We start from the raw sequence: 21622 nt of genomic DNA, 5'->3' as shown, positions 1-21622 counted from the left end.
GGAATCGCCATGTTTACCTTTATTAAAAAAGTTATTAAGACCGGCACCGCGACGCACGCCTACCCGCTGGAGCCGATGCCAGTGGACAAAAACTTCCGCGGCAAGCCGGAGCATACGCCGCAGCAGTGTATCGGCTGCGCGGCCTGCGTGAACGCCTGCCCGTCGAACGCCCTGACGGTCGAGACCGATCTGGCCACTAAACAGCTGGCGTGGCAGTTTAACCTCGGGCGCTGCATCTTCTGCGGCCGCTGTGAAGAGGTGTGCCCGACGGCGGCGATTAAGCTGTCGCCGGAGTATGAGCTGGCGGTGTGGAAGAAAGAGGATTTCCTCCAGCAGTCGCGCTTCGCTATCTGCCACTGCCGGGAGTGCCAGCGTCCGTTCGCGGTGCAGAAGGAGATCGACTACGCCATCGCGCTGCTCAAGCATAACGGCGATACCCGCGCCGAGCTGCACCGTGAAAGCTTCGAAACCTGCCCGGAATGCAAGCGCCAGAAATGCCTGGTGCCGTCCGATCGTATTGAACTGACCCGCCATATGAGGGAGGCCAGCTGATGAGTACTTTACTTGGCCCGCGCGATGAAAACGGCATTCCCGTGCCGATGACGGTGGATGAATCCATCGCCAGCATGAAGGCCTCGCTGCTGAAGAAGATTAAACGTTCGGCCTACGTCTACCGCGTCGACTGCGGCGGCTGCAATGGTTGCGAAATCGAAATTTTCGCTACCCTTTCGCCGCTGTTCGACGCTGAACGCTTCGGGATCAAGGTAGTGCCTTCGCCGCGCCATGCCGATATTCTGCTGTTTACCGGGGCGGTGACCCGCGCCATGCGCTCCCCGGCGCTGCGCGCCTGGCAGTCGGCGCCGGATCCGAAGATCTGTATCTCCTACGGCGCCTGCGGCAACAGCGGCGGCATCTTCCACGACCTGTACTGCGTCTGGGGCGGTACCGATAAAATCGTACCGGTCGATGTCTATATTCCGGGCTGCCCGCCGACGCCCGCCGCCACCCTGTACGGCTTCGCCATGGCGCTCGGCCTGCTGGAGCAGAAAATCCATGCTCGTCTGCCAGGTGAACTCGACGAACAGCCGACCGAGCTGCTGCATGCCGATATGGTGCAGCCCCTGCGGGTGCGCATCGATCGCGAAGCGCGGCGTCTGGCGGGTTATCGCTATGGCCGGCAGATTGCTGACGACTATATGCGTCTGCTCGGCCAGGGCGACAGCCAGGTGCTGCGCTGGCTGGAGGCGGAGAAAGATCCGCGTCTGACCGAGATCGTCACCCATCTCAACCAGGTGGTCGAGGGGGCGCGTATCCGATGAGCGAGACGGTGGTGTTCAGTCAGCTGAGCCGTAAATTTATTGATGAGAACGACGCCACGCCGGATCAGGCGCAGCAGGTGGTCTATTACAGCCTGGCGATTGGCCACCACCTCGGCGTCATCGACTGTCTTGAGGCGGCGCTGAGCTGCCCGTGGGAGGCGTATCTGGCATGGATCGCCACCCTTGAGGCGGGCAGCGCCGCGCGGCGCAAAATGGAGGGCGTGCCGAAGTATGGCGAAATCGTCATCGACAGCAGCCATGTGGCGATGCTGGCCAACGCCTTTGATAAAGCGCAGTCCGCGCAGACCCCGCAGCAGCAGGCGTGGAGTAAAACGATGCTCAGCATGCTGCATGATATTCACCAGGAGAGCGCCATCTATCTGATGGTGAGGAGATTACGTGACTGACGTTTTACTCTGTGTTGGCAACAGCATGATGGGCGACGACGGCGCCGGCCCGCTGCTGGCGGAGATGTGCGCGGCGAACCCGGCCGGCCAGTGGGTGGTCATCGACGGCGGCAGCGCGCCGGAAAACGACATCGTGGCGATCCGCGAATTACGCCCCGAACGCCTGCTGATTGTCGATGCCACCGATATGGGCCTCAACCCCGGCGACATTCGCGTCATCGACCCCGACGATATCGCCGAGATGTTTATGATGACCACCCATAACATGCCGCTCAACTATCTGGTCGATCAGTTGAAAGAGGACGTCGGCGAGGTGATTTTCCTCGGCATTCAGCCGGATATCGTCGGTTTTTATTATCCGATGACCCAGCCGGTAAAAGAGGCCGTTGCCCGGGTGTACCAGCAGCTGGCAGACTGGCAGGGCCAGGGCGGCTTTGCCCGGCTGGAGGCTGAAGACGATTAACCCAGCGGCGAACCGGGCTCTCCGCCGGCGCACGACTGACCTGCCGGGAGCCCCGTTCCCGGCGGCGCCAGCTCAAGATTCTCTATCACTAATTTCCCGGGCGACACCGAGACTCTGACCTGCGTGCCGACCGGAAACCCCGCCTGCTCCAGCCAGTCGCCGTTCAGGTTCAGGGCTGCGTGGCGGGTGTAGCGCCGCGTCTCCCGCGTTTTGCGGTCTTCATGGCGTTTTCTGACATATCCCACGGTTAACTGGCGAATGGCCCTGGCTATCCCTCTGGCTGCGGTAGTGTGCTGTGCGCTCATGATGTGCTCCTTGCTGAAGATACCCCTGTAAAAGTACTGGATAAAATACCAGTTATTGTGAACAGGAGGCAAACCAGAAACTGGAATCAGGCTCGAGAAAAAAGCATGTAATAGATGCAACAGAAAGCAGACGCCCGTCCCCCGTTTATCGCGGGGAATGGGCGCGCGTGGGCGAGGACGCTTAGTCGAGATCGGCGCCGTTGCTGGCTATCACCTTCTGGTACCAGAAGAATGACTTTTTACGCTTACGCGCCAGGGTGCCGTTGCCGGCATCGTCGCGATCGACATAGACAAAGCCGTAGCGCTTGCTCATCTCGCCGGTTGACGCCGAGACCAGATCGATGCAGCCCCAGCTGGTGTAGCCCAGCACCGGAATACCGTCGCCGATTGCGTCGCGCATTGCCCTGATGTGCTCGCGCAGGTAGCTGATGCGATAGTCGTCATTGATGTCGCCATTGGCATCGATCTCATCGCGGGCGCCAAGCCCGTTTTCCACCAGGAACAGCGGTTTCTGATAGCGGTCATACATCATGTTCATGGTGATGCGCAGGCCCAGCGGGTCGATGCCCCAGCCCCATTCGCTGGCCGGGATGTGCGGGTTCTTCAGCGACTTGACGATATTGGCGGCATTGGTGTTGCTGGCGTTCATCTCCGCCGAGGCGCAGCGCGACGCATAGTAGCTAAAGGAGACGAAATCGACGGTGTTTTTGAGGATCTCGTCATCGCCCGGCTGTTTCGCAATCGTGACCCCTTTTTCCCGGAACACCCGCGCGGCCCACACCGGATAGGCGCCGCGCGCCTGGACGTCGATAAAGAACAGATTTTCGCGGTCCTTCTCCAGCGCCATCCACACATCTTCCGGCTTGCAGGAGTAAGGATAGAAATTGCCGCCCGCCAGCATGCAGCCGACCTGATTTTGCGGGTTAATCTCATGGGCGATTTTTGTCGCCAGCGCGCTGGCCACCAGCTCGTGATGCGCGGCCTGGTACTTCACCTGCTCCTGATTTTCACCCTCTTCAAACACCAGCCCGGCGCCGGAGTAGGGGCTGTGCAGCATGATGTTGATTTCATTGAAGGTGAGCCAGTATTTCACCAGACCGTCAAAAGCTTCAAAGCAGGTGCGGGCGTAGTGGCTGAAAAAATCCACCATTTTGCGGTTGCGCCAGGAGCCGTACTTCATCACCAGATGCATCGGCACGTCGAAATGACACAGCGTGACCAGCGGCTCGATACCGTGCTTTTTGCACTCCTCAAACAGTGAGCGATAGAAGGCGATGCCCTGCGGATTCGGCTGCTGCTCGTCGCCGCGCGGGAACAGGCGGCTCCAGGCGATGGAGGTGCGAAAGACGCTGAACCCCATCTCGGCCATCAGGGCAACATCTTCTTTATAGCGATGGTAAAAATCGATCGCCTCATGGCTGGGGTAAAATTCGTCTTCACGCAGCGTAAAGCGCTTCTCCAGGCCTAATTTTACCGGCAGGCGGTGGGCGCCGTGGGGGAGGGTATCCACGGTGGTCAGCCCCTTACCGCCTTCAAGATAAGCGCCTTCAGACTGGTTGGCGGCCAGTGCGCCGCCCCATAAAAATCCCTGTGGGAAACTCGCCATGCATTACCTCATTATCAATTGTGTGTTCAGGCGTGGGATGCCTGGGCCCGGGCCTGGCGCGCTCTGGCGTCGGCAGCGGCCTGTTCAACGGGAATATCTTCAAAGCCGAGGATCAGCGTCAGGGCAAACGACAGCACCACCGACAGCGCCATCACGCCAAATACCCAGACGATAGTCATCGGATTGGCTGGATCGAAAAACTGCACGCTGGTAAACAGCCCTGGCGCCGCCATCGAATGGCTGGCCAGACCGGCGATTCCCGCCACCGCGCCGCAGATAAAGCCGCTGATTAAGCTGGCGATCAGCGGGCGCTTCAGGCGCACCGCCACGCCGTACAGCGCCGGTTCGGAAATCCCGGCCAGAATCGCCGATGCCGCGGCGGCCAGCGCCGTCTGGCGCAGCTCCGGGTTTTTGGTTTTCCACGCCACCGCCAGCGACGATCCGCCCAGCGACAGGTTGGCGCCGATCTCCGATGGCATCACCATGCCCTCTTTGCCGGTTTCGGCGATGGTCTGAATGATGGTTGGCGTAAAGACGCGGTGCATCCCGGTCATCACCAGCAGTGGCCACAGCCCGCCCATGATCGCCACCGACAGCCAGCCGAGATAGCTGTGGATCGTATACACCAGCGCGGAAATGGCGCTACCGATCCAGATGCCCAGCGGGCCAATCAGCAGGATCGCCAGCGGGGCGGCGATCAGCACGATCAGCATCGGCTTAAGGAAGTTTTTCGTCACCGCCGGGGTAATGCGATCCACCCAGCGCTCGATATACGACAGGCACCAGGTCATCACCAGCGCCGGGATCACCGTGTAGGTGTATTTCACCGCGGTAACCGGAATAAAGGCGAATTCAACGTGTTCGCCTTGGGCGGCTTTGGCCATCAATTCGATAAACCCGGGATGCACCAGCACCCCGGCGATGGCGATAGCCAGCGACATATTGGTTTTGAATTTCACCGCCGCGGAGGCGGCCACCATCAGCGGCAGGAAGAAAAACGCGCCGTCGCCGATAAGCGTCAGGAGGGTCAGCGTCGGTGAGCCTTTCGGCAACGCGCCGCTCATCTCGAGGATCATCGCCAGCAGCTTGACCATCGATCCGCCGATAATCGCCGGGATCAGCGGCGACATGGTGCCGATCAGCGCGTCAAGGATCCCGGCGCCGATGCGTTTCAGGGTTAGCGGCGCTTTGCCCTGCGGCTCAGCCGGGCGCAGGTCGCCAGGCAGCAGATTCACGACCTCGCGGTAGGCCTGGGAAACGGTATTGCCGATGATCACCTGGCACTGGTTATCGCTGCGCACAACGCCGAGTACCCCGGTCAGGCCTTTCAGGGTGGGGCTATCGACCTTTTCGTCGTCTTTGACCACGAAGCGCAGACGGGTCATGCAGTGGGTCACGGCGGCGACGTTATCGACTCCGCCGATTGCCGCGACTATCTGTTGCGCCAGGGCTGCATAATTTTTCGACATCGGATTTTATCCTGTTTATCAATAGGGTACTGATCTGCTACCGCGCCGCATCGCCGGGCGATACCATGTTTATATAGGAAACCGGTTCCACAAAATCATGGTGAGTTTCATTTGATTGCACAAGGAATAAAAAAAGATGATCTCAATTTTGTGATTTTGATCGCGAAGCGTCGCCGTGAGCCGGATCGCGGTGGTGAACAGGGGAATGCTGTAAAAGCGGGAAACGTGCAGTACACTGCCTGCAACTTTTGCAACAGGAAGAATCACATGGCAACGATGCTGGAGGTCGCAAAGCGCGCGGGGGTATCGAAGGCAACCGTTTCGCGGGTACTGTCGGGCAACGGCTATGTCAGTCAGGAGACCAAAGACCGGGTGTTTAAGGCGGTGGCGGAGAGCGGCTACCGGCCTAATCTGCTGGCGCGCAACCTGGCGACTAAAACGACGCAAACCCTGGGCCTGGTAGTGACCAACACCCTGTACCACGGCGTCTATTTCAGCGAGCTGCTGTATCACGTGGCGCGGATGACGGAAGACAAGGGACGACAGCTGATCCTGGCCGACGGCAAGCACAGCGCGCAAGAGGAGCGGGAGGCGATCCAGTACCTGCTGGACCTGCGCTGCGATGCGATCATCATCTACCCGCGCTTTCTCACTGTTGACGAGATGGACGAGATCGTTGAGAACCACTCGCAGCCGATCATGGTGCTTAATCGCCGCCTGCGCCGCCACGCCAGCCACTGCGTCTGGTCCGATCAAAAAGCCTCGGCGATGCGGGTGGTGGAGCGGCTGATTGCGCTTGGCCATCGCGATATCGCCTTTATTACCGGCTCCCTTGACTCACCCACCGGCGTCGAACGCCTTGCCGGCTACAAAGACGCGTTGGCTGGCCACGGCATCGCCCTGAACGAGGCGCTCATCGCGGAGGGGCGCTGGACGCCGGAAACCGGCGCGGCGGCGGTGGAGAGCCTGCGTCAGCGCGGGGTGACCTACAGCGCGCTGGTGGCGAGCAATGACGATATGGCTATCGGGGCGATGAAGCAGCTTCACCAGCTGGGCGTAAAGGTTCCGGATCAGGTCTCGGTGGTGGGGTTTGACGATATTGTGCTGGCGCCGTATATGGTGCCGTCGCTCGCCAGCGTTCGGGTACCGGTGACGGAGATGATTAAAGAGAGCATCAATCGGCTGATATTTATGCTGGATGGTGGGGAATTCAACTTTCAGCAGAGCTTCCCCGGGGCGCTAATTGAGCGTGATTCACTGGTGGCGGGTCCCTGTGCCTGACGTCGTCAGCTGTCATCGTCACTACTGACGATGACAGCAAATATTCGATTTAATTCTCTTAACTATCAATAATATAAAAACTGGAACGTATTATGCATACTCCGGCGCCTAACCTTCTTACTGCTGGAGAAATGGATGAACCGTTTCATTATCGCCGATGCGAGCAAATGTATCGGCTGTCGCACTTGCGAAGTGGCCTGCGTGGTGTCCCATCAGGAACATCAGGATTGCGCCGCCCTGACGCCTCACACCTTTCAACCGCGTATTCACGTGATCAAAGGGGTCAATGTCTCCACGGCGACCGCCTGCCGTCAGTGTGAAGACGCCCCCTGCGCCAACGTCTGCCCGAACGGCGCCATCAGCCGCGATAAAGGCTTTGTCCATGTGATGCAGGAGCGCTGCATCGGCTGCAAAACCTGCGTTGTTGCCTGCCCGTACGGGGCGATGGAGGTGGTGGTGCGCCCGGTGATCCGCCATAGCGGTGCCGGACTGAACGTCGTGGCGGAGAAAGCCGAAGCCAACAAGTGCGACCTCTGCTTCCACCGCGAGAGCGGCCCGGCCTGCATGGAAGTCTGCCCGACGCACGCCCTGGTGTGCGTTGACCGCAACAAGCTGGAGCAGATGAATATCGAGAAACGTCGCCGTACGGCGCTGGCCTGGTAAGTCGTGGCATGAACGGGGTGCAAATCCGCATTCGCGGTAAAGTGCAGGGGGTGGGGTTCCGCCCCTTTGTCTGGCAGCTGGCCCGGAGGCAGGCCCGCTGCGGCGATGTCTGTAATGACGGTGACGGCGTCCTCGTGCGGCTGGCCGGGGGCGACGATGGTTTTACTGCCGCCCTGGCTGACCACTGCCCGCCGCTGGCGCGTATCGACAGCACCGACTGCACCCCTTATTGCTGGACGGCCACGCCGCAGGATTTCACCATCCGCGAGAGCGGGGCGGGATGCATGCGCACTCAGATCGTGCCCGATGCCGCGACCTGTCCGGCGTGCCTCGCGGAGATGAACGATCCCCGGGCGCGCCGCTACCGCTACCCCTTTATCAACTGCACCCACTGCGGGCCGCGGTTAACCATTATCCGCGCCATGCCCTACGACCGGCCTTTCACCGCAATGGCGCCGTTCCCGCTCTGTTCCCCTTGTGAGGCGGAGTTCCGCGATCCTGCGGATCGCCGTTTTCACGCCCAGCCGGTGGCCTGCCCCGACTGCGGACCGCGGCTGGAATGGCGGGCAGAGGGGGAAACGCTGAACAGCGAGGCGGCGCTGCAGGCGGCCATCACGCGGCTGGCGGCAGGCGACATCGTGGCGATAAAAGGCATCGGCGGCTTTCATCTGGCCTGCGATGCCGGTAATCCCGCTGCCGTTGCCACGCTGCGGGCGAGGAAACACCGTCCGGCGAAACCGCTGGCGGTGATGTTGCCGTCAGCGGCGGGCTTACCCGCCGACGCCGCGGCGCTGATGGGCTCCCCGGCGGCGCCCATCGTACTGATTGCTAAAGCGCAGGTCTCCGGCCTGTGTGACGAGATTGCGCCAGGACTTGCGGAAGTAGGGGTGATGCTGCCGTCTAATCCGCTGCAGCATTTGCTTCTGCAGGCCCTGGCGCGCCCCATCGTCATGACCTCCGGCAACCTTAGCGGCCGTCCGCCGGCGTTAAGTAATGCTCAGGCGCTCAACGACTTAGCCGACATTGCCGACGGCTTTCTCTTGCATAATCGCGACATCCTGCAGCGAATGGATGATTCGCTGGTGCGGTCAAGCGGTGAAATGCTGCGCCGCGCCCGGGGCTACGTTCCGGATGCGCTGCCGCTGCCGCCGGGGCTACAAGACATCCCGCCGCTACTGGCTCTCGGCGCGGATATGAAAAATACCTTCTGCCTGGCGCGCGGCAGCGAAGCGGTGCTGAGCCAGCACTTTGGCGATCTTGGCGAGGAAGGCGTTGAACAGCAGTGGCACAGCACCCTGCAACTGATGCAAAGCATTTACGCGTTTGTGCCGCAGCGGGTGGTGGTTGATGCCCATCCCGGCTATCGTTCAACGCAGTGGGCGGCGTCCCTGTCGCTGCCGGTGGAGACGGTGCTGCATCACCATGCTCATGCTGCGGCGTGCCTGGCCGAGCACCGCTGGCCGCTTGACGGCGGCGACGTTATCGCCCTGACCCTCGACGGCATCGGCATGGGGGAGAACGGCGCGCTGTGGGGCGGGGAGTGCCTGCGGGTTAACTATCGCCAGTGCGAACATCTTGGCGGGTTGCCGGCCGTCGCGCTGCCGGGCGGTGACCTGGCAGCGCGCCAGCCGTGGCGAAATCTGCTGGCTCAGTGCCTGGCCTTTGTCCCTGACTGGCAGGATTATCCGCAGACCGCCCCCCTCCGCCAGCGCAACTGGCCGCTGCTGGCGCAGGCCATCGATCGCGGCATTAACGCGCCACGCGCCTCGTCCTGCGGACGGCTGTTTGATGCCGTTGCCTGCGCGCTGGATTGTGCGCCGGAGAGCCTGAGCTATGAAGGCGAAGCAGCCTGTCGGCTGGAGGCGCTGGCCGCCAGCTGCCCCGGCGTCAGCCACCCGGTTACGCTGCCGTGGCGCGACGACGCGCTGGACTTAGCAACCTTCTGGCGACGGTGGCTGAACTGGCAGGCGACCCCGGCGCAGAAAGCCTGGGCCTTCCATGACGCCCTGGCCTGTGGGCTGGCGGCGATGGCCTGCGACTGCGCCACCGCTCGCGGCATCGACACGATAGTTTGCACCGGCGGGGTGCTGCATAACCGCCTGCTGGCGGCGCGATTGACCTTTTATCTGGCGGATTTTACTCTGCTGTTTGCGCAGCAGTTGCCGGCCGGCGACGGCGCAATCGCATATGGTCAGGCGGTGATCGCCGCCGCCCGCGGGCAGGCTCAAGGAACACAACAATGATAATGACAGTTTTACGCCAGCAGCCGCGCGCTGCGGGACTGGTGTTGGGGTTGATCGCGGCGAACTTACTGGCCTGGTGCTGGGCGCTGCAGGCCTTTGGCGACAGCGGCGCGCTGATGGCCGCCAGCCTTCTGGCCTGGGGCTACGGTCTGCGCCACGCGGTGGATGCCGACCACATCGCGGCGATTGATAACGTGACCCGCAAAATGATGCAGCAGGGGCGGCGGCCTTTCGCCGTCGGGGCCTGGTTCTCGCTGGGCCACTCATCGATTGTGGTATTGGCCTCGGCGGCGATTGCCGCGACCGCCACGGCCTTCAGCGCGCAGATGAGCTGGCTGCATGACACCGGTAGCGTCATCGGCACCGCCGTGTCGGCCCTGTTTTTACTGGCGATGGCTTTTATCAACCTGGTGATTTTACGCAGCGTGTGGCGCAGCTTTCGGGCGTGGAAGCGCGGTGAGAAGGTGAGCGACGAAATCGTCAGCGGCGGCGGCATAATGAGCTGGCTGTTTGGTAAAACCTTCCGTCTGGTCAGCCGCAGCTGGCAGATGTACCTGGTCGGCTTCCTGTTCGGCCTCGGTTTTGATACCGCTACCGAAATCGGTGTGCTGGGTATCTCCGCCGCTGGCGCGTCGAGCGGGATTTCCGTCTGGTCGATTATGGTCTTCCCGGCGCTGTTCGCCAGCGGTATGGCGCTGGTGGATACCCTCGATAACGTGCTGATGGTCGGCGCCTACGGCTGGGCGTTCAGCAAACCGCAGCGCAAGCTCTATTACAATATGACCATCACCGGCACCTCGGTGGTGGTGGCGCTGTTTATCGGCGGCCTGGAAGCGCTGGGCCTGCTAATGGATAAGTTTGCGCTCAGTGGCGGGATATGGCGCTGGGTGGGGATGTTAAACGATAACCTTGGCGATGCCGGATTTGTGGTGGTCGGGTTGTTTGTCGCCTGTTGGGCGCTGTCGGTGCTTAACTACCGCTGGCGCGGCTACGACAATCTGGCGCGTTAGCTGCAGCATTTTCCCGGCTTGCGCTGCGCTAAGCCGGGCTACCAGGACAATACCGTAGCCCGGCTAAGGCGTTTACGCCGCAAGCCGGGAAAACCATCAACTCACCAGTTGCTTGAGCAGCGCAAAGGCTTCTTTCATCTTGTCTTCGCTGACCACAAAGGCACGCAGTTGATTCTCTGCATCCAGGCCTTTCGCCACCAGCCCCTCTTTGGCGGCCACGATATTCCACGTCAGATCGTCGCGGCGGGTGTCGCCGGCCAGATGCAGCGGCAGATCCGGGGTTTTCACTTTCACCAGCATTGGCGGCAGCTTGAGTTCCCCCGCCTGCGCCAGCAGGTTTTTACTCAGGCACATGGCGCTGAGTAAAATCGGCTGCAGGAACGGCAGTACCGTACCGTTGATTTCCGCACAGTCGCCGAGCGCATAAATCGCCGGGTCGCTGGTTTGCAGTTGGTTATTGACCACCACGCCGCGGTTAATCTGCAATCCGGCATGGCGCGCCAGCGACGTTTCCGGGCGCAGGCCGGCGGCGGCCACCACCGCATCGACGGTTATCGCGCGCTGGCGGTCGAGACTGACGCGAATGCCGTCGGCGGTTTGCTCTAACCCCTCAAGCTGCGCCTTGAGCATCAGATGTACGCCCATCTCGGTAAGCCGATGCTGCAGGCGGCTACTGGCCTCCGGCGGCATCAGCGCCGCCAGCAAGCTGGCTGAGTTATCGACTACCGTTACCGCTTTACCGGCGCGGCAGAAATCCATCGCCAGTTCGCAGCCAATCAGGCCGCCGCCGACGATCAGCACGCGCTTCGCGTCGTGCAGCTGGCTCTGCGCCGTGCCGTATTCGCGCTGGCTGTTCAGCGTCAGCATCAGCTCGCGTCCCGGTACCGGGGGGATAAACGGCGTCGCCCCGGTGGCCAGCACCAGTTTGTCATAGCGCCACTGGTTATCCTGGCTCTTCACTAACCGTTTTTCGGCGTCGATATCGCTCACCCAGGTATGGGGAAACAGACGCAGATTATACTGCTCGGCGAACTCGCCGGCGCTTTGCAGGGTCAGATCGTCGGCCTTCTGCCCGCGGCTGATGACATGGCTGAGGTCGGGTTTGTTGTATTCATCCATGCTATCGGCGGCGATTAAGGTCAGCGGGATTTGCGTATCCTGCTTACGGATATTTTTCACCAGCTGTCGGGCCGCGAAGCCCGAGCCGATGATGACGATGCCATCACTCATTTTGCCTCCGTCGCCAGTACGTCAAAGACATCTTTGCCAAGAGAACACTCAGGGCAGAGGAAATTGTCCGGCACTTCACTCCACGGCGTACCCGGCTGGACATCCTGGTTAGGTTCGCCTTTCGCCGGGTCATAGACCCACTGGCACACGCTGCACTGCATCATGGGACCGAGGTCAGCGGCCGCGGCCGCGGCGGCGGCACAGGCACAGTCCTGTTGTTCCGGCGTTGTCGCTGCTTCAGCAACCGGCAGCGGCGAGAGGGCCCACTGACGAGCGATATCGCGTCCGTGTTGGCGGCACAGTTCCAGCGCGTCGATATCCGGGCGCCATTTGGCTTTCAGGCTCAGCGACATCTCAAAGCCGGCATCCTGCAGGCGGGTGGACAAGCGGTCTACCGCGCCGCCGCTCCAGCCGTGTGAGCCAAAGGCGCTGGCGCGTTTATTGCGAAAACGCAGCCCGGTCATCTCTTCCACCAGCCCGGCGATTTTCGGCATCATCACGTTGTTCATGGTGGAGGTGCCCACCAGCACGCCTTTCGAGCGGAAAACGTTGGTGAGAATGTCGTTTTTGTCGCTGCGGGCGACGTTGAAGATTTTTACCGCCACCCGCGGGTCAACTTCGGTGATCCCCTGGGCAATGGCGTCCGCCATCATACGGGTGTTGTTGGACATGGTGTCGTAGAAAATCGTGATGCGATCTTCCTGATAATCCGCCGCCCACTCGAGGTATTTCTCGACGATTTGCGTCGGGTTATCGCGCCAGACCACGCCGTGGGAGGTGGCAATCATCTCCACCGGCAGGTTGAAGCCGAGGATTTCAGTAATTTTCGGCGTCACCAGGCGGCTGAAGGGCGTCAGGATGTTGGCGTAGTAGCGTTGGCACTGTTCGTACAGTTCAATCTGGTCCACTTCATCGTTGAACAGGTGTTCGTCGCAGTAGTGCTGGCCGAAGGCGTCGTTGCTGAACAGCACCGCGTCGCCGGTCAGGTAGGTCATCATGCTGTCAGGCCAGTGCAGCATCGGCGTTTCCACGAAGATCAGCTGTTTACCATTACCGATATCGAGAGTATCGCCGGTTTTCACCACGTGGAAGTTCCACTCCGGATGATGATGGTGGCCGTTGATCGAGTCGATGGCGTTGGCGGTGCAGTAAATCGGCGTATCCGGGATCTGCATCATCAGCTCAGTCAGCGCGCCGGCATGGTCCTCTTCGGCGTGGTTAATGACGATATAGTCGAGGTCGGCCAGATCGATTTCGCTGCGCAGGTTCTGCACGAACTCGCGGCTGAATTTATGATCGACGGTATCAATCAGCACGTTTTTCTCTTCGCGGATGAGATAGCTGTTGTAGCTGCTGCCGCGCAGCGTTTTATATTCGGTGCCGTGGAAATCACGCACTTCCCAGTCACGTTGGCCAACCCAAAGAATGTTATTTTTAACCGCAATAGACATAGCAACCTCAATCAATACAGTGTGTTTAAACTCAGTTGACTGGCTTATATCAAGTTGCATGCCAACTTTTTAATTCATTGATAATTAGCTATTTTTAATTTTTTCTGATTTTGGTTGCTGTCAAAATGACAATGGCTAAAATAGTCGATATGACAATGCGTGTTGTCAAAATGACAATGGAGCGGCAATGAGTTTTTCCGTCGACGAGCTGGCGAGAATCGCCATTGATTTACAAAGCGATATTGGTCACACCGACCGCTTTTCGCGCCTGATTACTACCCTGCGGCAGATCCTCGGCTGCGATGCCTCGGCGCTGCTGCGCTATGAGGCGCATCAGTTTGTGCCGCTGGCGATCGATGGCCTGGCGCAGGATGTGCTTGGTCGGCGCTTTGCCCTGGAAGGACACCCGCGGCTTGAGGCGATTGCGCGTGCCGGGGATGTGGTGCGCTTCCCGGCGGATAGCGACTTGCCCGACCCCTATGACGGGCTGATCCCCGGTCATGAGAGCCTGAAGGTTCACGCCTGCGTTGGCCTGCCGCTGTTTGCCGGGCAGACGCTGATTGGCGCGCTGACTCTTGACGGCATGGATGCTGACCGTTTCGATAGCTTCAGCGATGAAGAGCTGCGGCTGATTGCCGCGCTGGTGGCCGGGGCATTGAATAACGCGCTGCTTATTGCCCGCCTTGAGGCGCAAAACGTGTTGCCGGTGCAACCGGTGAATGACGCGCAGCCTGAGCGTCAGGAGATTATCGGCCTGTCAGCGCCCATGCTGCAGCTGAAAAAAGAGATCGATATCGTCGCCGCCTCGGATTTAAACGTGCTGATCAGCGGCGAAACCGGCACCGGGAAAGAGCTGGTGGCGAAGGCAGTGCATCAGGGCTCTCCGCGGGCGGCTAACCCGCTGGTCTATCTCAACTGCGCGGCGCTGCCGGAAAGCGTGGCGGAGAGCGAGCTGTTTGGCCATGTGAAAGGGGCGTTTACCGGGGCTATCAGCAACCGCAGCGGTAAATTTGAGATGGCTGATAACGGCACCCTGTTCCTTGATGAAATTGGCGAACTGTCGCTGGCGTTGCAGGCGAAGCTGCTGCGCGTGCTGCAGTATGGCGATATTCAGCGCGTCGGCGATGACCGCAGTCTGCGGGTCGATGTGCGGGTGCTGGCGGCGACGAACCGCGATCTGCGCCAGGAGGTGGTGGAAGGGCGCTTTCGCGCCGATCTGTACCATCGGCTGAGCGTCTTCCCGCTGTCGGTTCCGGCGCTACGCGAACGGGAAAACGATGTGGTGTTGCTGGCGGGCTATTTCTGTGAGCAGTGCCGCCTGCGGATGGGGCTGGCGCGGGTCATTTTGGCTGAGGCGGCGCGAAACAGGCTGCAGCAGTGGTCCTGGCCGGGCAACGTGCGCGAACTGGAGCATGCTATTCACCGGGCGGTGGTGCTGGCGCGGGCCACCCAGGCCGGCGATGAAGTGGTGCTGGAGCCGCAGCATTTCCAGTTTGCGGTGGCCGCGCCGATGTTGCCGACTGAGACGGCGGCAGCGGTGCCGGCGACGGGAAACGTCAATCTGCGCGAGGCGACCGAATCTTTTCAACGAGAAGCAATTAGCCGCGCGCTGGAGGCGAACCAGCGCAACTGGGCGGCGACCGCCCGTGCGCTGGAACTGGACGTCGCCAACCTGCATCGGCTGGCGAAACGTCTGGGACTTAAAGGATCCCCGCCTGGTAAAAGTTCTGCAGGTTGATGGCGCCGACCAGTTGACCGTTTTCATCCACGACCGGCGCGGCGCTGATTTTGTGTTTCATCAGCCGCTCTTTGGCTTCCACCGCGCGGCTTTCCGCCTGCAGCGTTACGCCGTTGCGGGTCATCGCCCGAGTGACGCTATCGTTGAGCGTACCGCCAGCAACCAGCCAGCGGCGCAGGTCGCCGTCGGTGAAAACGCCCTGCACGCGGTTGGTTTCATCGCATACCGCCACCAGGCCGAGTCCGGTTCGGCTTAGTTCAAGCATGGCGTCCATGACGTTAACCTCGGTATTGACCCGCGGCACTTCTTCGTCGCGGCGCATCAGGTGATGCACTTTGTTCAGCAGACGCGCGCCGAGGGCGCCCGCCGGGTGGGAACGGGCGAAATCTTCTTCATTGAAACCGCGCGCCTGCATCACCGCCATCGCCAGCGCGTCGCCCAGCATCAGCGTGTTAACGGTGCTGGAGGTCGGCGCCAGATGCATCGGACAGGCTTCGCGCTCCACGGCGATATCCAGCACCGCTTTCGCCGCCAGCGCCAGCGGCGAGGTGGATTTGCCGGTCATCGCCAGCAGAGGAATGGATTTCTCTTCCAGCCGCGGCACGATGAGATCCAGCTCTTTTGCGCTACCGGAGTAGGAGATAAACAGCATCACGTCGCGGCTATCGAGCATACCGAGATCGCCGTGCAGGGCTTCCGCCGGATGGACGAAAAAGGCCGGGGTGCCGGTGCTGGCGAAGGTTGCCGCCAGCTTTTTACCGATGTGGCCGGATTTACCGATACCGGAGACAATCAGTTTGCCCTCGCAGTGGATGATGGTTTCCGCCGCGCGGATGAAGTCGTCGCCCAGGCGTTCCGGCAGGCGGCTCGCCTCCTGCAGCTCAAGCATCAGGGTCTGGCGTCCGGCCTCTAACAAAAAGTTACTCATGATGTTCTCCAGTAATAATGACTTCAATACCTTTGGCTTCCAGCGCCCGCTGGAATTCAGGGTCAATCTCGGCATCGGTAATCAATTTATCCACGCGTTCAAGGCCGCAGACAATGTTGGGACTTTTACGGCCAAACTTGGATGAGTCGGCCATCAGGATCACTTCGCGGGCGGCGTTACACATCGCCTTACTGACGGTATAGACCTCGTTAAAGGTGGTGACGCCCGCCACCAGATCAATGCCGTCGGTGCCCATAAACAGCTTGTCGAAGCTGAATTGTTCGAATGCGTTTTCCGCCAGCTGGCCGTGGAATGAAGCCGATTTTTTACGGAAGGTCCCACCCGGCATCAGGATGGTCTGCTCGTTATCGAACTCGGAAAGGGCGTTGACGATATGCAGGCTGTTGGTCATCACCGTGATGTTATTGAAGCGGCTCAGCAGCGGCACCATCTGCAGCACGGTGCTGCCGGCGTCGAGGATGATTGAATCGCCATCGTGGATGTAGCGCACGGCGGCCTCGGCAATCTGCGCTTTCTTGTGGGTGTTGATCAGCGTCTTGTGGTCGATAGGCGGGTCGGCCTCGTCTTTATTCAACACTACGCCGCCGTAGGTGCGGATGACGGTCCCGGCATTCTCCAGAATCACCAGATCCTTGCGGATAGTGGTGCCGGTGGTGTCGAAGTGTTGCGCCAGCTCTTCGACCGAGCATTTGCCCTGCGATTGCAGGTGCTCGAGAATGGCTGCCTGGCGCTGACGTGGTTTCATAGGCGTTGTATCCTGCGTTTAAGTTTCGAAGTGATAATTTCGCAAGATATTAACTTTCACAACGAAATTATGCATGTTTCGGATTAAGCGCTAATGATAGTGCATTCTGACAGAGCGGATCATTGGGAAAGATCACATCAGGCTGCAATTCCTTGAGATGTTTACCGCTAAGCGTGGGGATTTTTTGCGGGCTGGCAAAGACGGTGAGGCCCTTCATCAACAGCGTGTCGCAAATACGATCGTTTTCATCGACGGCGATAGCGACAATCGCGCGTGGTTTAAAGCGCCCGGCGGAGCGGCCGACGCCAACGCGGCCCTGCTGGCAAAGGCTATCAAAAGCGCGATTGAAGCGGCGAATTTGCCAGCCGCCGAAAGCCAGCTGAGTCAGCCAGGCGATAGCGGCGACGGTGATTAATGCGGTAACCATAATGTCTCCTGAAAGTGGGGTACCGGGTACAACCCGGGTACCGTTTTTTGTCGGGTGGCGGCTAGCGCCTGACCCGACCGACATTTTTGTAGCCCGGATAAGCGCAGCGCCATCCGGGAACCTTTTAAAACATCACCTGGCCGCCGGTAACGTTAATTGACTGACCCGTGCAGTACGACGCCTGCGGGCTGGCGTAAAACATCAACACGTTCAGCACATCCTGGTAATCGCAGCCGCGTTTCAATGGCACCTTATCGATGTAGTACTGCTCGACTTCGCTCTCATCAATGCCGAGTTTGGTGGCATACTGCGGCAGCAGCGACTGGAACATCGGCGATTTCAACAGATTGCCGAGCATCAGCGAATGGACGGTAATACCGTACTCCGCCAGATCCAGCGCCAGCGACTGGGTCAGCCCGACGCCGCCGAACTTCGCCGCGCTGTAGCCGGAGTTGTGCTTACTGCCCACTTTGCCGGACTTCGAGTTGATCTGAATGATGCGACCTTTAATGCCATCGCGGATCATCAGCCGCGAGAACTCGCGGGCGCAGAGGAAATAGCCCACCAGGTTCACCTGCAGCGAGCGGTCGAAATCCCCCAGCGCGAAGTCGCTAATAAACGCCGCTTTGGCAATCCCGGCGCTGTACACCAGCAGATCGACGCGCGTGAAAATCTCATCCACCCCGTGAGCCAGGGCAGTGACGCCGGCTTCGCTGGTGGCGTCGGCGCCGAAGCCGTATGCCGTGCCTTCGCCATATTCAGCGTTGATCTCCTGGGCGACGCGGCTGGCTTTTTCACTTTGAATATCGACCACCGCCACGCGGTACCCCTCGGCGGCCAGACCGCGGCACAGAAACTCTCCTAAGGTTTGTCCGCCACCAATGACAACAGCAACCTGATTCATCTTTCTCTCCTTCTAAGCAACAAATTTCAGTACGCAGCCGGTCGCGATAGCATCCGGCACCGGGCCGGCGACGTGAACGGTTCCGGGAAACTCCGCTTCACGATGGCCGTCGAAGCGCAGGGTGATGTGGCCCAGCTCGCGCAGGTTTTGTTCGGCGACCTCGCCGACGGCGGTCACCGGATAACGCCTGTCGCCGAGCTGCAGCTCTGCGCCCGGCGTCAGGGGGCCGGCAAGCTCGCCGTGGTTGTGAATAAAGCAATACTCTTCGATATCCGCCGGGGCGCCCTCGCGGAAGGTGATCAGCATCTGCTCTTCCAGCGCCATCGTCGCGCAGGCGCCGATGCGGGTAATGGTGGTGTGGTAAATGACGGTCATCTTCAGGAACCTCTTACTGGTAAATAAATCCGGAAACGAACCACGCGATCAGCACGGTTGGCGCGCCGGTGAGGAAGCGGCTGACCAGCACCGACGGCACGCCGACGCGCACGGTATCCTGACGGGCCTCGGCCAGCGACAGGCCTACCGGGATAAAATCGCAGGCGGCCTGGGCGTTAATGGCAAACAGCGCGGGCAGGGCGAGGTGCGGTGGAATGTTGCCAAGGCCGATCTGGACGCCGATCAGCACGCCGATGACCTGGGCGATAACGGCGCCGGGGCCGAGAAACGGCGACAGCAGCGGGAAGGAGCAGATCAGCGCCAGGGTCACCAGCCCCAGCGGATGGCTGGCAAGCGGCGCCAGGCCATGGGCAATCCAGTCGCCGATGCCGGAGGCCATGATGATGCCGATCAGCGCCGAGACGAAGGCCATAAACGGCAGAATGGTTTTCAGCACCGTGTCGATGGTGTCGCGTCCGGCCTGGAACAGTACCGCCACCACCGATCCCATCCCCATCCCGACCTTCGCCAGCAGGCCGTCGCTCTGTTCGGTGATCTTTTTGCTGGCGTCATAATCGCGGCCCGCGGCAGGGAGTGGTTGCGCTGCCGTCTCGCCGCTATCTTCCAGCAGTTTGATGTTCTCTTCTTTCACCCCGGAGACGTAAATATCCTCGATGATATACTGCGCCAGCGGCCCCGATTTGCCAGTGGCATGGATATTCACCGTAGGGATACGGCGCTTGGGATAGAGCCCGCAGCGCAGGGTACCCCCACAGTCGATAATCGCCACGCCGATGTCGCTTTCCGCCGGTTCGCCCTCTTTAAAACCGTCCACCGCCTGCCAGCCGGTCAGGCTGGCGATGCGGTCAACGATCGCCGGGCGGGTGCCGGCGGTGATATAGACGATCTTTTTGCCCTCGACGACGTCGAGTTCAAGGGGGCCGCCCCAGCCGCCGGTGCCTTTCTCAATACGAATGCGGGTCATGATGTCGCTCCTGACAGATGCACTTTCCGGGCAAGCTGAATCGCCATTTTTTTCTCGAAAATAGAGGTGGTCAGGTCGGTGATCCAACCGCGGAAGAAGTTGGTTACCAGGCCAACCAGCAGGTAGCTCACCGCCAGCGGGCCAAGCGGCAGGCCCAGCGTGGTGAGGCCGTTGGCGATACCGAGATAGACAAACAGCTCGCCGGGGTTGATATGCGGAAACAGCCCGTTCATCGAATGACAGCTATAGGAGGCCGCCGCGTAGTAGCTTGGTTTGTACTTCTCTGGCATAAAGCGGCCAAGGCTTAAGGTCATGGGGTTGCAGAAGACAAAGGTACCGATGCAGGGCAACAGCAGGTAACGGGTAAGCGGGTTGCCGGCGCAGCGCTGCGCCAGCTTTTCGATCCGCTGCTGGCCGATAAAGTTGATCAGCGCGTTCATGATCACCAGCAGGCTGATCAGTAAGGGGAGGATCCCGGTCACCATGCCGGTAAATACCTCGCCGCCTTTCTGAAACAGGCCGATAAACCACTCCGCGCCGTGGGTAACGACGTCAATCATTGTTCTCTCCTTCAGCGTGTTATTTTTCTTGCTAACTGCAGGCTGATTTTAATCACTTTGAAAGGTTTTAAAGTGTTAAATAGATCGCAAAATGAAAGATAAATATTTTATTTTGAAAGTTTGGAGGTAAGAAGATGAAACGATGAGGCGCATGACAGCATGCCGGGAAGGGGGCGATGAAGGACTATTTTGTCTACAAACGGATTGTCGCTTTCTTGTTGGTCGTCGCATGCTTTACCATAATTATCCCTTGCTGAATTTGTTAAACGGAATTCCCATGTTGAAGCGTCGCTATCTGGCTTTACTTCCCCTTTGTGTGCTCCTCGCTGCCTGCAGCAGCAAACCCAAGACCCCCGCGGAAACGGAGATGGCGAGTGGAACCGGCGGCTTTTTGCTGGAACCGCAGCATAACGTGATGCAGATGGGCGGCGACTTCGCCAACAATCCGGCGGCGGCGCAGTTCATCGATAAGATGGTGGCGAAGCACGGCTTCGACAGACAGCAGCTGCAGGAGATCCTGTCGCAGGCTAAGCGCCTGGATTACGTCCTGCGGCTGATGGATCGTCAGGCGCCGACCGGCCTGCCGCCGACCGGGCCGACCGGCGCCTGGCTGCGCTACAAGAAACAGTTTATTACCCCGGATAATGTGCAGAACGGCGTGGTGTTCTGGAACCAGTATCAGGATGCGCTGAACCGCGCTTATCAGGTTTATGGCGTGCCGCCGGAAATCATCGTCGGCATTATCGGCGTGGAGACTCGCTGGGGTCGGGTGATGGGCAAAACCCGCATCCTTGATGCGCTGGCGACCTTGTCATTTAGCTACCCGCGCCGCGCTGAATACTTCTCGTCGGAGCTGGAAACCTTCCTGTTAATGGCGCGCAGCGAAAGCGACGACCCGCTGGATCTGAAAGGCTCTTTCGCCGGGGCGATGGGTTACGGCCAGTTTATGCCGTCCTCCTATAAGCAGTATGCGGTCGATTTTAACGGTGACGGCCATATCAACCTGTGGGACCCGGTGGATGCGATCGGCAGCGTGGCCAACTACTTCAAACAGCATGGTTGGGTGAGCGGCGATTTGGTGGCGGTGCAGGCGCTGGGCCAGGCGCCGGGGCTGGAGAATGGTTTCAAAACCAAATACAGCGTGTCGCAGCTTGCGGCGGCGGGGCTAACCCCAACCCAGCCGCTGGGTAACCATCAGCAGGCCAGTCTGCTGCGGCTGGATGTCGGCACCGGCTATGAGTACTGGTACGGGCTGCCGAACTTCTACACCATCACCCGCTATAACCACAGCACCCACTACGCGATGGCCGTCTGGCAACTGGGCCTGGCGGTTTCGCAGGCCCGCGGCGGGTACTGATTTTCATCCGGCTGACAGATTCCGCGCCACCCCGGATAGCGGCGCGTAGCGCCTTATCCGGGCTACGGTCTGGTATCCGGTTGGTAGCCCCGGTAAGCGCAGCGCGACCGGGGGAGAGTTCAATGACAGCTTGTC

Annotated in this window: 22 protein-coding genes; 10 read left to right on the top strand and 12 right to left on the bottom strand. The window is 60.2% G+C overall.

Features of this window, described 5'->3' with window-relative positions; all coding sequences use genetic code 11:
• Positions 1 to 9: 9 nt before the first annotated feature.
• From A1WC_RS05920 to hycI, 4 genes are read left to right on the top strand one after another with little or no spacing between them, the layout of a single operon-like run.
• A complete protein-coding gene (locus A1WC_RS05920) occupies positions 10 to 552 on the top strand; it encodes a formate hydrogenlyase complex iron-sulfur subunit (RefSeq protein ID WP_016161699.1) in 543 nt (180 codons plus the stop codon).
• The gene (locus tag A1WC_RS05925; protein ID WP_002914891.1) at positions 552 to 1319 is read left to right on the top strand and encodes an NADH-quinone oxidoreductase subunit B family protein; all 768 of its coding nucleotides are present in this window, start codon (positions 552 to 554) and stop codon (positions 1317 to 1319) included. Before A1WC_RS05920 ends, A1WC_RS05925 begins: the two co-directional genes overlap by 1 nt.
• Positions 1316 to 1726 (top strand): formate hydrogenlyase maturation HycH family protein, encoded by a 411-nt coding sequence (locus A1WC_RS05930; protein WP_016161698.1) that lies wholly within the window; start codon positions 1316 to 1318, stop codon positions 1724 to 1726. Before A1WC_RS05925 ends, A1WC_RS05930 begins: the two co-directional genes overlap by 4 nt.
• Positions 1719 to 2189 carry a hydrogenase maturation peptidase HycI gene (hycI, locus tag A1WC_RS05935; RefSeq protein ID WP_008806179.1) on the top strand — a complete coding sequence of 157 codons (471 nt, stop codon included), beginning with the start codon at positions 1719 to 1721 and terminating at the stop codon, positions 2187 to 2189. The genes A1WC_RS05930 and hycI overlap by 8 nt, the downstream gene beginning before the upstream one ends.
• Here hycI and A1WC_RS05940 read toward each other — a convergent pair.
• The 3 genes from A1WC_RS05940 to ascF all read right to left on the bottom strand — a co-directional run bounded on the left by A1WC_RS05940 (position 2186) and on the right by ascF (position 5569).
• Positions 2186 to 2494, bottom strand: a complete 309-nt coding sequence (locus tag A1WC_RS05940; RefSeq protein ID WP_012967361.1) for a SymE family type I addiction module toxin — start codon at positions 2492 to 2494, stop codon at positions 2186 to 2188. The genes hycI and A1WC_RS05940 overlap by 4 nt on opposite strands.
• A gap of 181 nt (positions 2495 to 2675) precedes the next feature.
• Positions 2676 to 4100, bottom strand: coding sequence for a 6-phospho-beta-glucosidase (locus A1WC_RS05945; RefSeq protein WP_016161697.1), 1425 nt, complete (start codon positions 4098 to 4100; stop codon positions 2676 to 2678).
• Positions 4101 to 4126: 26 nt separating this feature from the next.
• On the bottom strand, positions 4127 to 5569 hold the full coding sequence (ascF, locus tag A1WC_RS05950) for a PTS cellobiose/arbutin/salicin transporter subunit IIBC (RefSeq protein WP_016161696.1): 1443 nt from the start codon (positions 5567 to 5569) through the stop codon (positions 4127 to 4129).
• A 267-nt stretch (positions 5570 to 5836) separates the two neighbouring features.
• Here ascF and A1WC_RS05955 point away from each other — a divergent pair, with 267 nt between their 5' ends.
• The 4 genes from A1WC_RS05955 to A1WC_RS05970 all read left to right on the top strand — a co-directional run bounded on the left by A1WC_RS05955 (position 5837) and on the right by A1WC_RS05970 (position 10766).
• On the top strand, positions 5837 to 6850 hold the full coding sequence (locus tag A1WC_RS05955; protein WP_016161695.1) for a LacI family DNA-binding transcriptional regulator: 1014 nt from the start codon (positions 5837 to 5839) through the stop codon (positions 6848 to 6850).
• Between the two features lie 135 nt (positions 6851 to 6985).
• On the top strand, positions 6986 to 7513 hold the full coding sequence (gene hydN, locus A1WC_RS05960) for an electron transport protein HydN (protein ID WP_008806174.1): 528 nt from the start codon (positions 6986 to 6988) through the stop codon (positions 7511 to 7513).
• Positions 7514 to 7521: 8 nt separating this feature from the next.
• Positions 7522 to 9756: a carbamoyltransferase HypF gene (hypF, locus tag A1WC_RS05965; RefSeq protein ID WP_016161694.1), complete on the top strand. Its 2235-nt coding sequence runs from the start codon at positions 7522 to 7524 to the stop codon at positions 9754 to 9756.
• Complete coding sequence (locus tag A1WC_RS05970) at positions 9753 to 10766, top strand: HoxN/HupN/NixA family nickel/cobalt transporter (RefSeq protein WP_016161693.1); 1014 nt, start codon at positions 9753 to 9755, stop codon at positions 10764 to 10766. The genes hypF and A1WC_RS05970 overlap by 4 nt, the downstream gene beginning before the upstream one ends.
• Positions 10767 to 10862: 96 nt before the next feature.
• On the opposite strand, the gene norW is transcribed toward A1WC_RS05970, so the two are convergent.
• Together norW and norV are read right to left on the bottom strand one after the other, a co-directional pair.
• Positions 10863 to 11996, bottom strand: coding sequence for an NADH:flavorubredoxin reductase NorW (gene norW, locus A1WC_RS05975; RefSeq protein WP_016161692.1), 1134 nt, complete (start codon positions 11994 to 11996; stop codon positions 10863 to 10865).
• On the bottom strand, positions 11993 to 13447 hold the full coding sequence (gene norV / locus A1WC_RS05980) for an anaerobic nitric oxide reductase flavorubredoxin (protein WP_008806166.1): 1455 nt from the start codon (positions 13445 to 13447) through the stop codon (positions 11993 to 11995). Before norV ends, norW begins: the two co-directional genes overlap by 4 nt.
• Positions 13448 to 13634: 187 nt before the next feature.
• On the opposite strand from norV, the gene norR reads away from it, so the two are divergent.
• Positions 13635 to 15185, top strand: coding sequence for a nitric oxide reductase transcriptional regulator NorR (gene norR / locus A1WC_RS05985; protein ID WP_016161691.1), 1551 nt, complete (start codon positions 13635 to 13637; stop codon positions 15183 to 15185).
• Here the strand turns inward: norR and gutQ are convergent.
• From gutQ to A1WC_RS06020, 7 genes are all read right to left on the bottom strand, one after another.
• Entirely contained in the window at positions 15148 to 16113 is a 966-nt protein-coding gene (gene gutQ / locus A1WC_RS05990; protein ID WP_016161690.1) for an arabinose-5-phosphate isomerase GutQ, read from the bottom strand. The two genes, norR and gutQ, sit on opposite strands and share 38 nt — an antisense overlap.
• A complete protein-coding gene (gene srlR, locus A1WC_RS05995; RefSeq protein WP_012540780.1) occupies positions 16106 to 16879 on the bottom strand; it encodes a glucitol operon DNA-binding transcriptional repressor SrlR in 774 nt (257 codons plus the stop codon). Before srlR ends, gutQ begins: the two co-directional genes overlap by 8 nt.
• A 67-nt stretch (positions 16880 to 16946) precedes the next feature.
• Positions 16947 to 17306, bottom strand: a complete 360-nt coding sequence (gutM, locus tag A1WC_RS06000; protein ID WP_016161689.1) for a transcriptional regulator GutM — start codon at positions 17304 to 17306, stop codon at positions 16947 to 16949.
• A gap of 124 nt (positions 17307 to 17430) precedes the next feature.
• The gene (gene srlD, locus A1WC_RS06005; protein WP_016161688.1) at positions 17431 to 18210 is read right to left on the bottom strand and encodes a sorbitol-6-phosphate dehydrogenase; all 780 of its coding nucleotides are present in this window, start codon (positions 18208 to 18210) and stop codon (positions 17431 to 17433) included.
• A gap of 12 nt (positions 18211 to 18222) precedes the next feature.
• Positions 18223 to 18585: a PTS glucitol/sorbitol transporter subunit IIA gene (gene srlB / locus A1WC_RS06010; RefSeq protein WP_008806160.1), complete on the bottom strand. Its 363-nt coding sequence runs from the start codon at positions 18583 to 18585 to the stop codon at positions 18223 to 18225.
• 13 nt (positions 18586 to 18598) lie between these two features.
• Positions 18599 to 19570 carry a PTS glucitol/sorbitol transporter subunit IIB gene (locus A1WC_RS06015; protein WP_016161687.1) on the bottom strand — a complete coding sequence of 324 codons (972 nt, stop codon included), beginning with the start codon at positions 19568 to 19570 and terminating at the stop codon, positions 18599 to 18601.
• The gene (locus A1WC_RS06020) at positions 19567 to 20130 is read right to left on the bottom strand and encodes a PTS glucitol/sorbitol transporter subunit IIC (protein WP_016161686.1); all 564 of its coding nucleotides are present in this window, start codon (positions 20128 to 20130) and stop codon (positions 19567 to 19569) included. Before A1WC_RS06020 ends, A1WC_RS06015 begins: the two co-directional genes overlap by 4 nt.
• A gap of 277 nt (positions 20131 to 20407) precedes the next feature.
• On the opposite strand from A1WC_RS06020, the gene mltB reads away from it, so the two are divergent.
• Positions 20408 to 21487, top strand: coding sequence for a lytic murein transglycosylase B (mltB, locus tag A1WC_RS06025; protein ID WP_012540785.1), 1080 nt, complete (start codon positions 20408 to 20410; stop codon positions 21485 to 21487).
• Positions 21488 to 21622: the final 135 nt, after the last annotated feature.

The sequence above is a fragment of the Klebsiella sp. KTE92 genome, assembly GCF_000398905.1.
In the GTDB taxonomy this organism is placed as follows: Bacteria; Pseudomonadota; Gammaproteobacteria; order Enterobacterales; family Enterobacteriaceae; genus Klebsiella; species Klebsiella variicola.
This window is presented reverse-complemented; position numbering and strand designations above follow the sequence as displayed.

Bases quoted from the DNA above. Each gene is read 5' to 3' on its own strand.
- A1WC_RS05920 (WP_016161699.1), top strand. From the start codon at position 10: ATGTTTACCTTTATTAAAAAAGTTATTAAGACCGGCACCGCGACGCAC.
- A1WC_RS05925 (WP_002914891.1), top strand. From the start codon at position 552: ATGAGTACTTTACTTGGCCCGCGCGATGAAAACGGCATTCCCGTGCCG.
- A1WC_RS05930 (WP_016161698.1), top strand. From the start codon at position 1,316: ATGAGCGAGACGGTGGTGTTCAGTCAGCTGAGCCGTAAATTTATTGAT.
- A1WC_RS05940 (WP_012967361.1), bottom strand. From the start codon at position 2,494: ATGAGCGCACAGCACACTACCGCAGCCAGAGGGATAGCCAGGGCCATT.
- A1WC_RS05945 (WP_016161697.1), bottom strand. From the start codon at position 4,100: ATGGCGAGTTTCCCACAGGGATTTTTATGGGGCGGCGCACTGGCCGCC.
- ascF (WP_016161696.1), bottom strand. From the start codon at position 5,569: ATGTCGAAAAATTATGCAGCCCTGGCGCAACAGATAGTCGCGGCAATC.
- A1WC_RS05955 (WP_016161695.1), top strand. From the start codon at position 5,837: ATGGCAACGATGCTGGAGGTCGCAAAGCGCGCGGGGGTATCGAAGGCA.
- hydN (WP_008806174.1), top strand. From the start codon at position 6,986: ATGAACCGTTTCATTATCGCCGATGCGAGCAAATGTATCGGCTGTCGC.
- hypF (WP_016161694.1), top strand. From the start codon at position 7,522: ATGAACGGGGTGCAAATCCGCATTCGCGGTAAAGTGCAGGGGGTGGGG.
- A1WC_RS05970 (WP_016161693.1), top strand. From the start codon at position 9,753: ATGATAATGACAGTTTTACGCCAGCAGCCGCGCGCTGCGGGACTGGTG.
- norW (WP_016161692.1), bottom strand. From the start codon at position 11,996: ATGAGTGATGGCATCGTCATCATCGGCTCGGGCTTCGCGGCCCGACAG.
- norV (WP_008806166.1), bottom strand. From the start codon at position 13,447: ATGTCTATTGCGGTTAAAAATAACATTCTTTGGGTTGGCCAACGTGAC.
- norR (WP_016161691.1), top strand. From the start codon at position 13,635: ATGAGTTTTTCCGTCGACGAGCTGGCGAGAATCGCCATTGATTTACAA.
- gutQ (WP_016161690.1), bottom strand. From the start codon at position 16,113: ATGAGTAACTTTTTGTTAGAGGCCGGACGCCAGACCCTGATGCTTGAG.
- srlR (WP_012540780.1), bottom strand. From the start codon at position 16,879: ATGAAACCACGTCAGCGCCAGGCAGCCATTCTCGAGCACCTGCAATCG.
- gutM (WP_016161689.1), bottom strand. From the start codon at position 17,306: ATGGTTACCGCATTAATCACCGTCGCCGCTATCGCCTGGCTGACTCAG.
- srlD (WP_016161688.1), bottom strand. From the start codon at position 18,210: ATGAATCAGGTTGCTGTTGTCATTGGTGGCGGACAAACCTTAGGAGAG.
- srlB (WP_008806160.1), bottom strand. From the start codon at position 18,585: ATGACCGTCATTTACCACACCACCATTACCCGCATCGGCGCCTGCGCG.
- A1WC_RS06015 (WP_016161687.1), bottom strand. From the start codon at position 19,570: ATGACCCGCATTCGTATTGAGAAAGGCACCGGCGGCTGGGGCGGCCCC.
- A1WC_RS06020 (WP_016161686.1), bottom strand. From the start codon at position 20,130: ATGATTGACGTCGTTACCCACGGCGCGGAGTGGTTTATCGGCCTGTTT.
- mltB (WP_012540785.1), top strand. From the start codon at position 20,408: ATGTTGAAGCGTCGCTATCTGGCTTTACTTCCCCTTTGTGTGCTCCTC.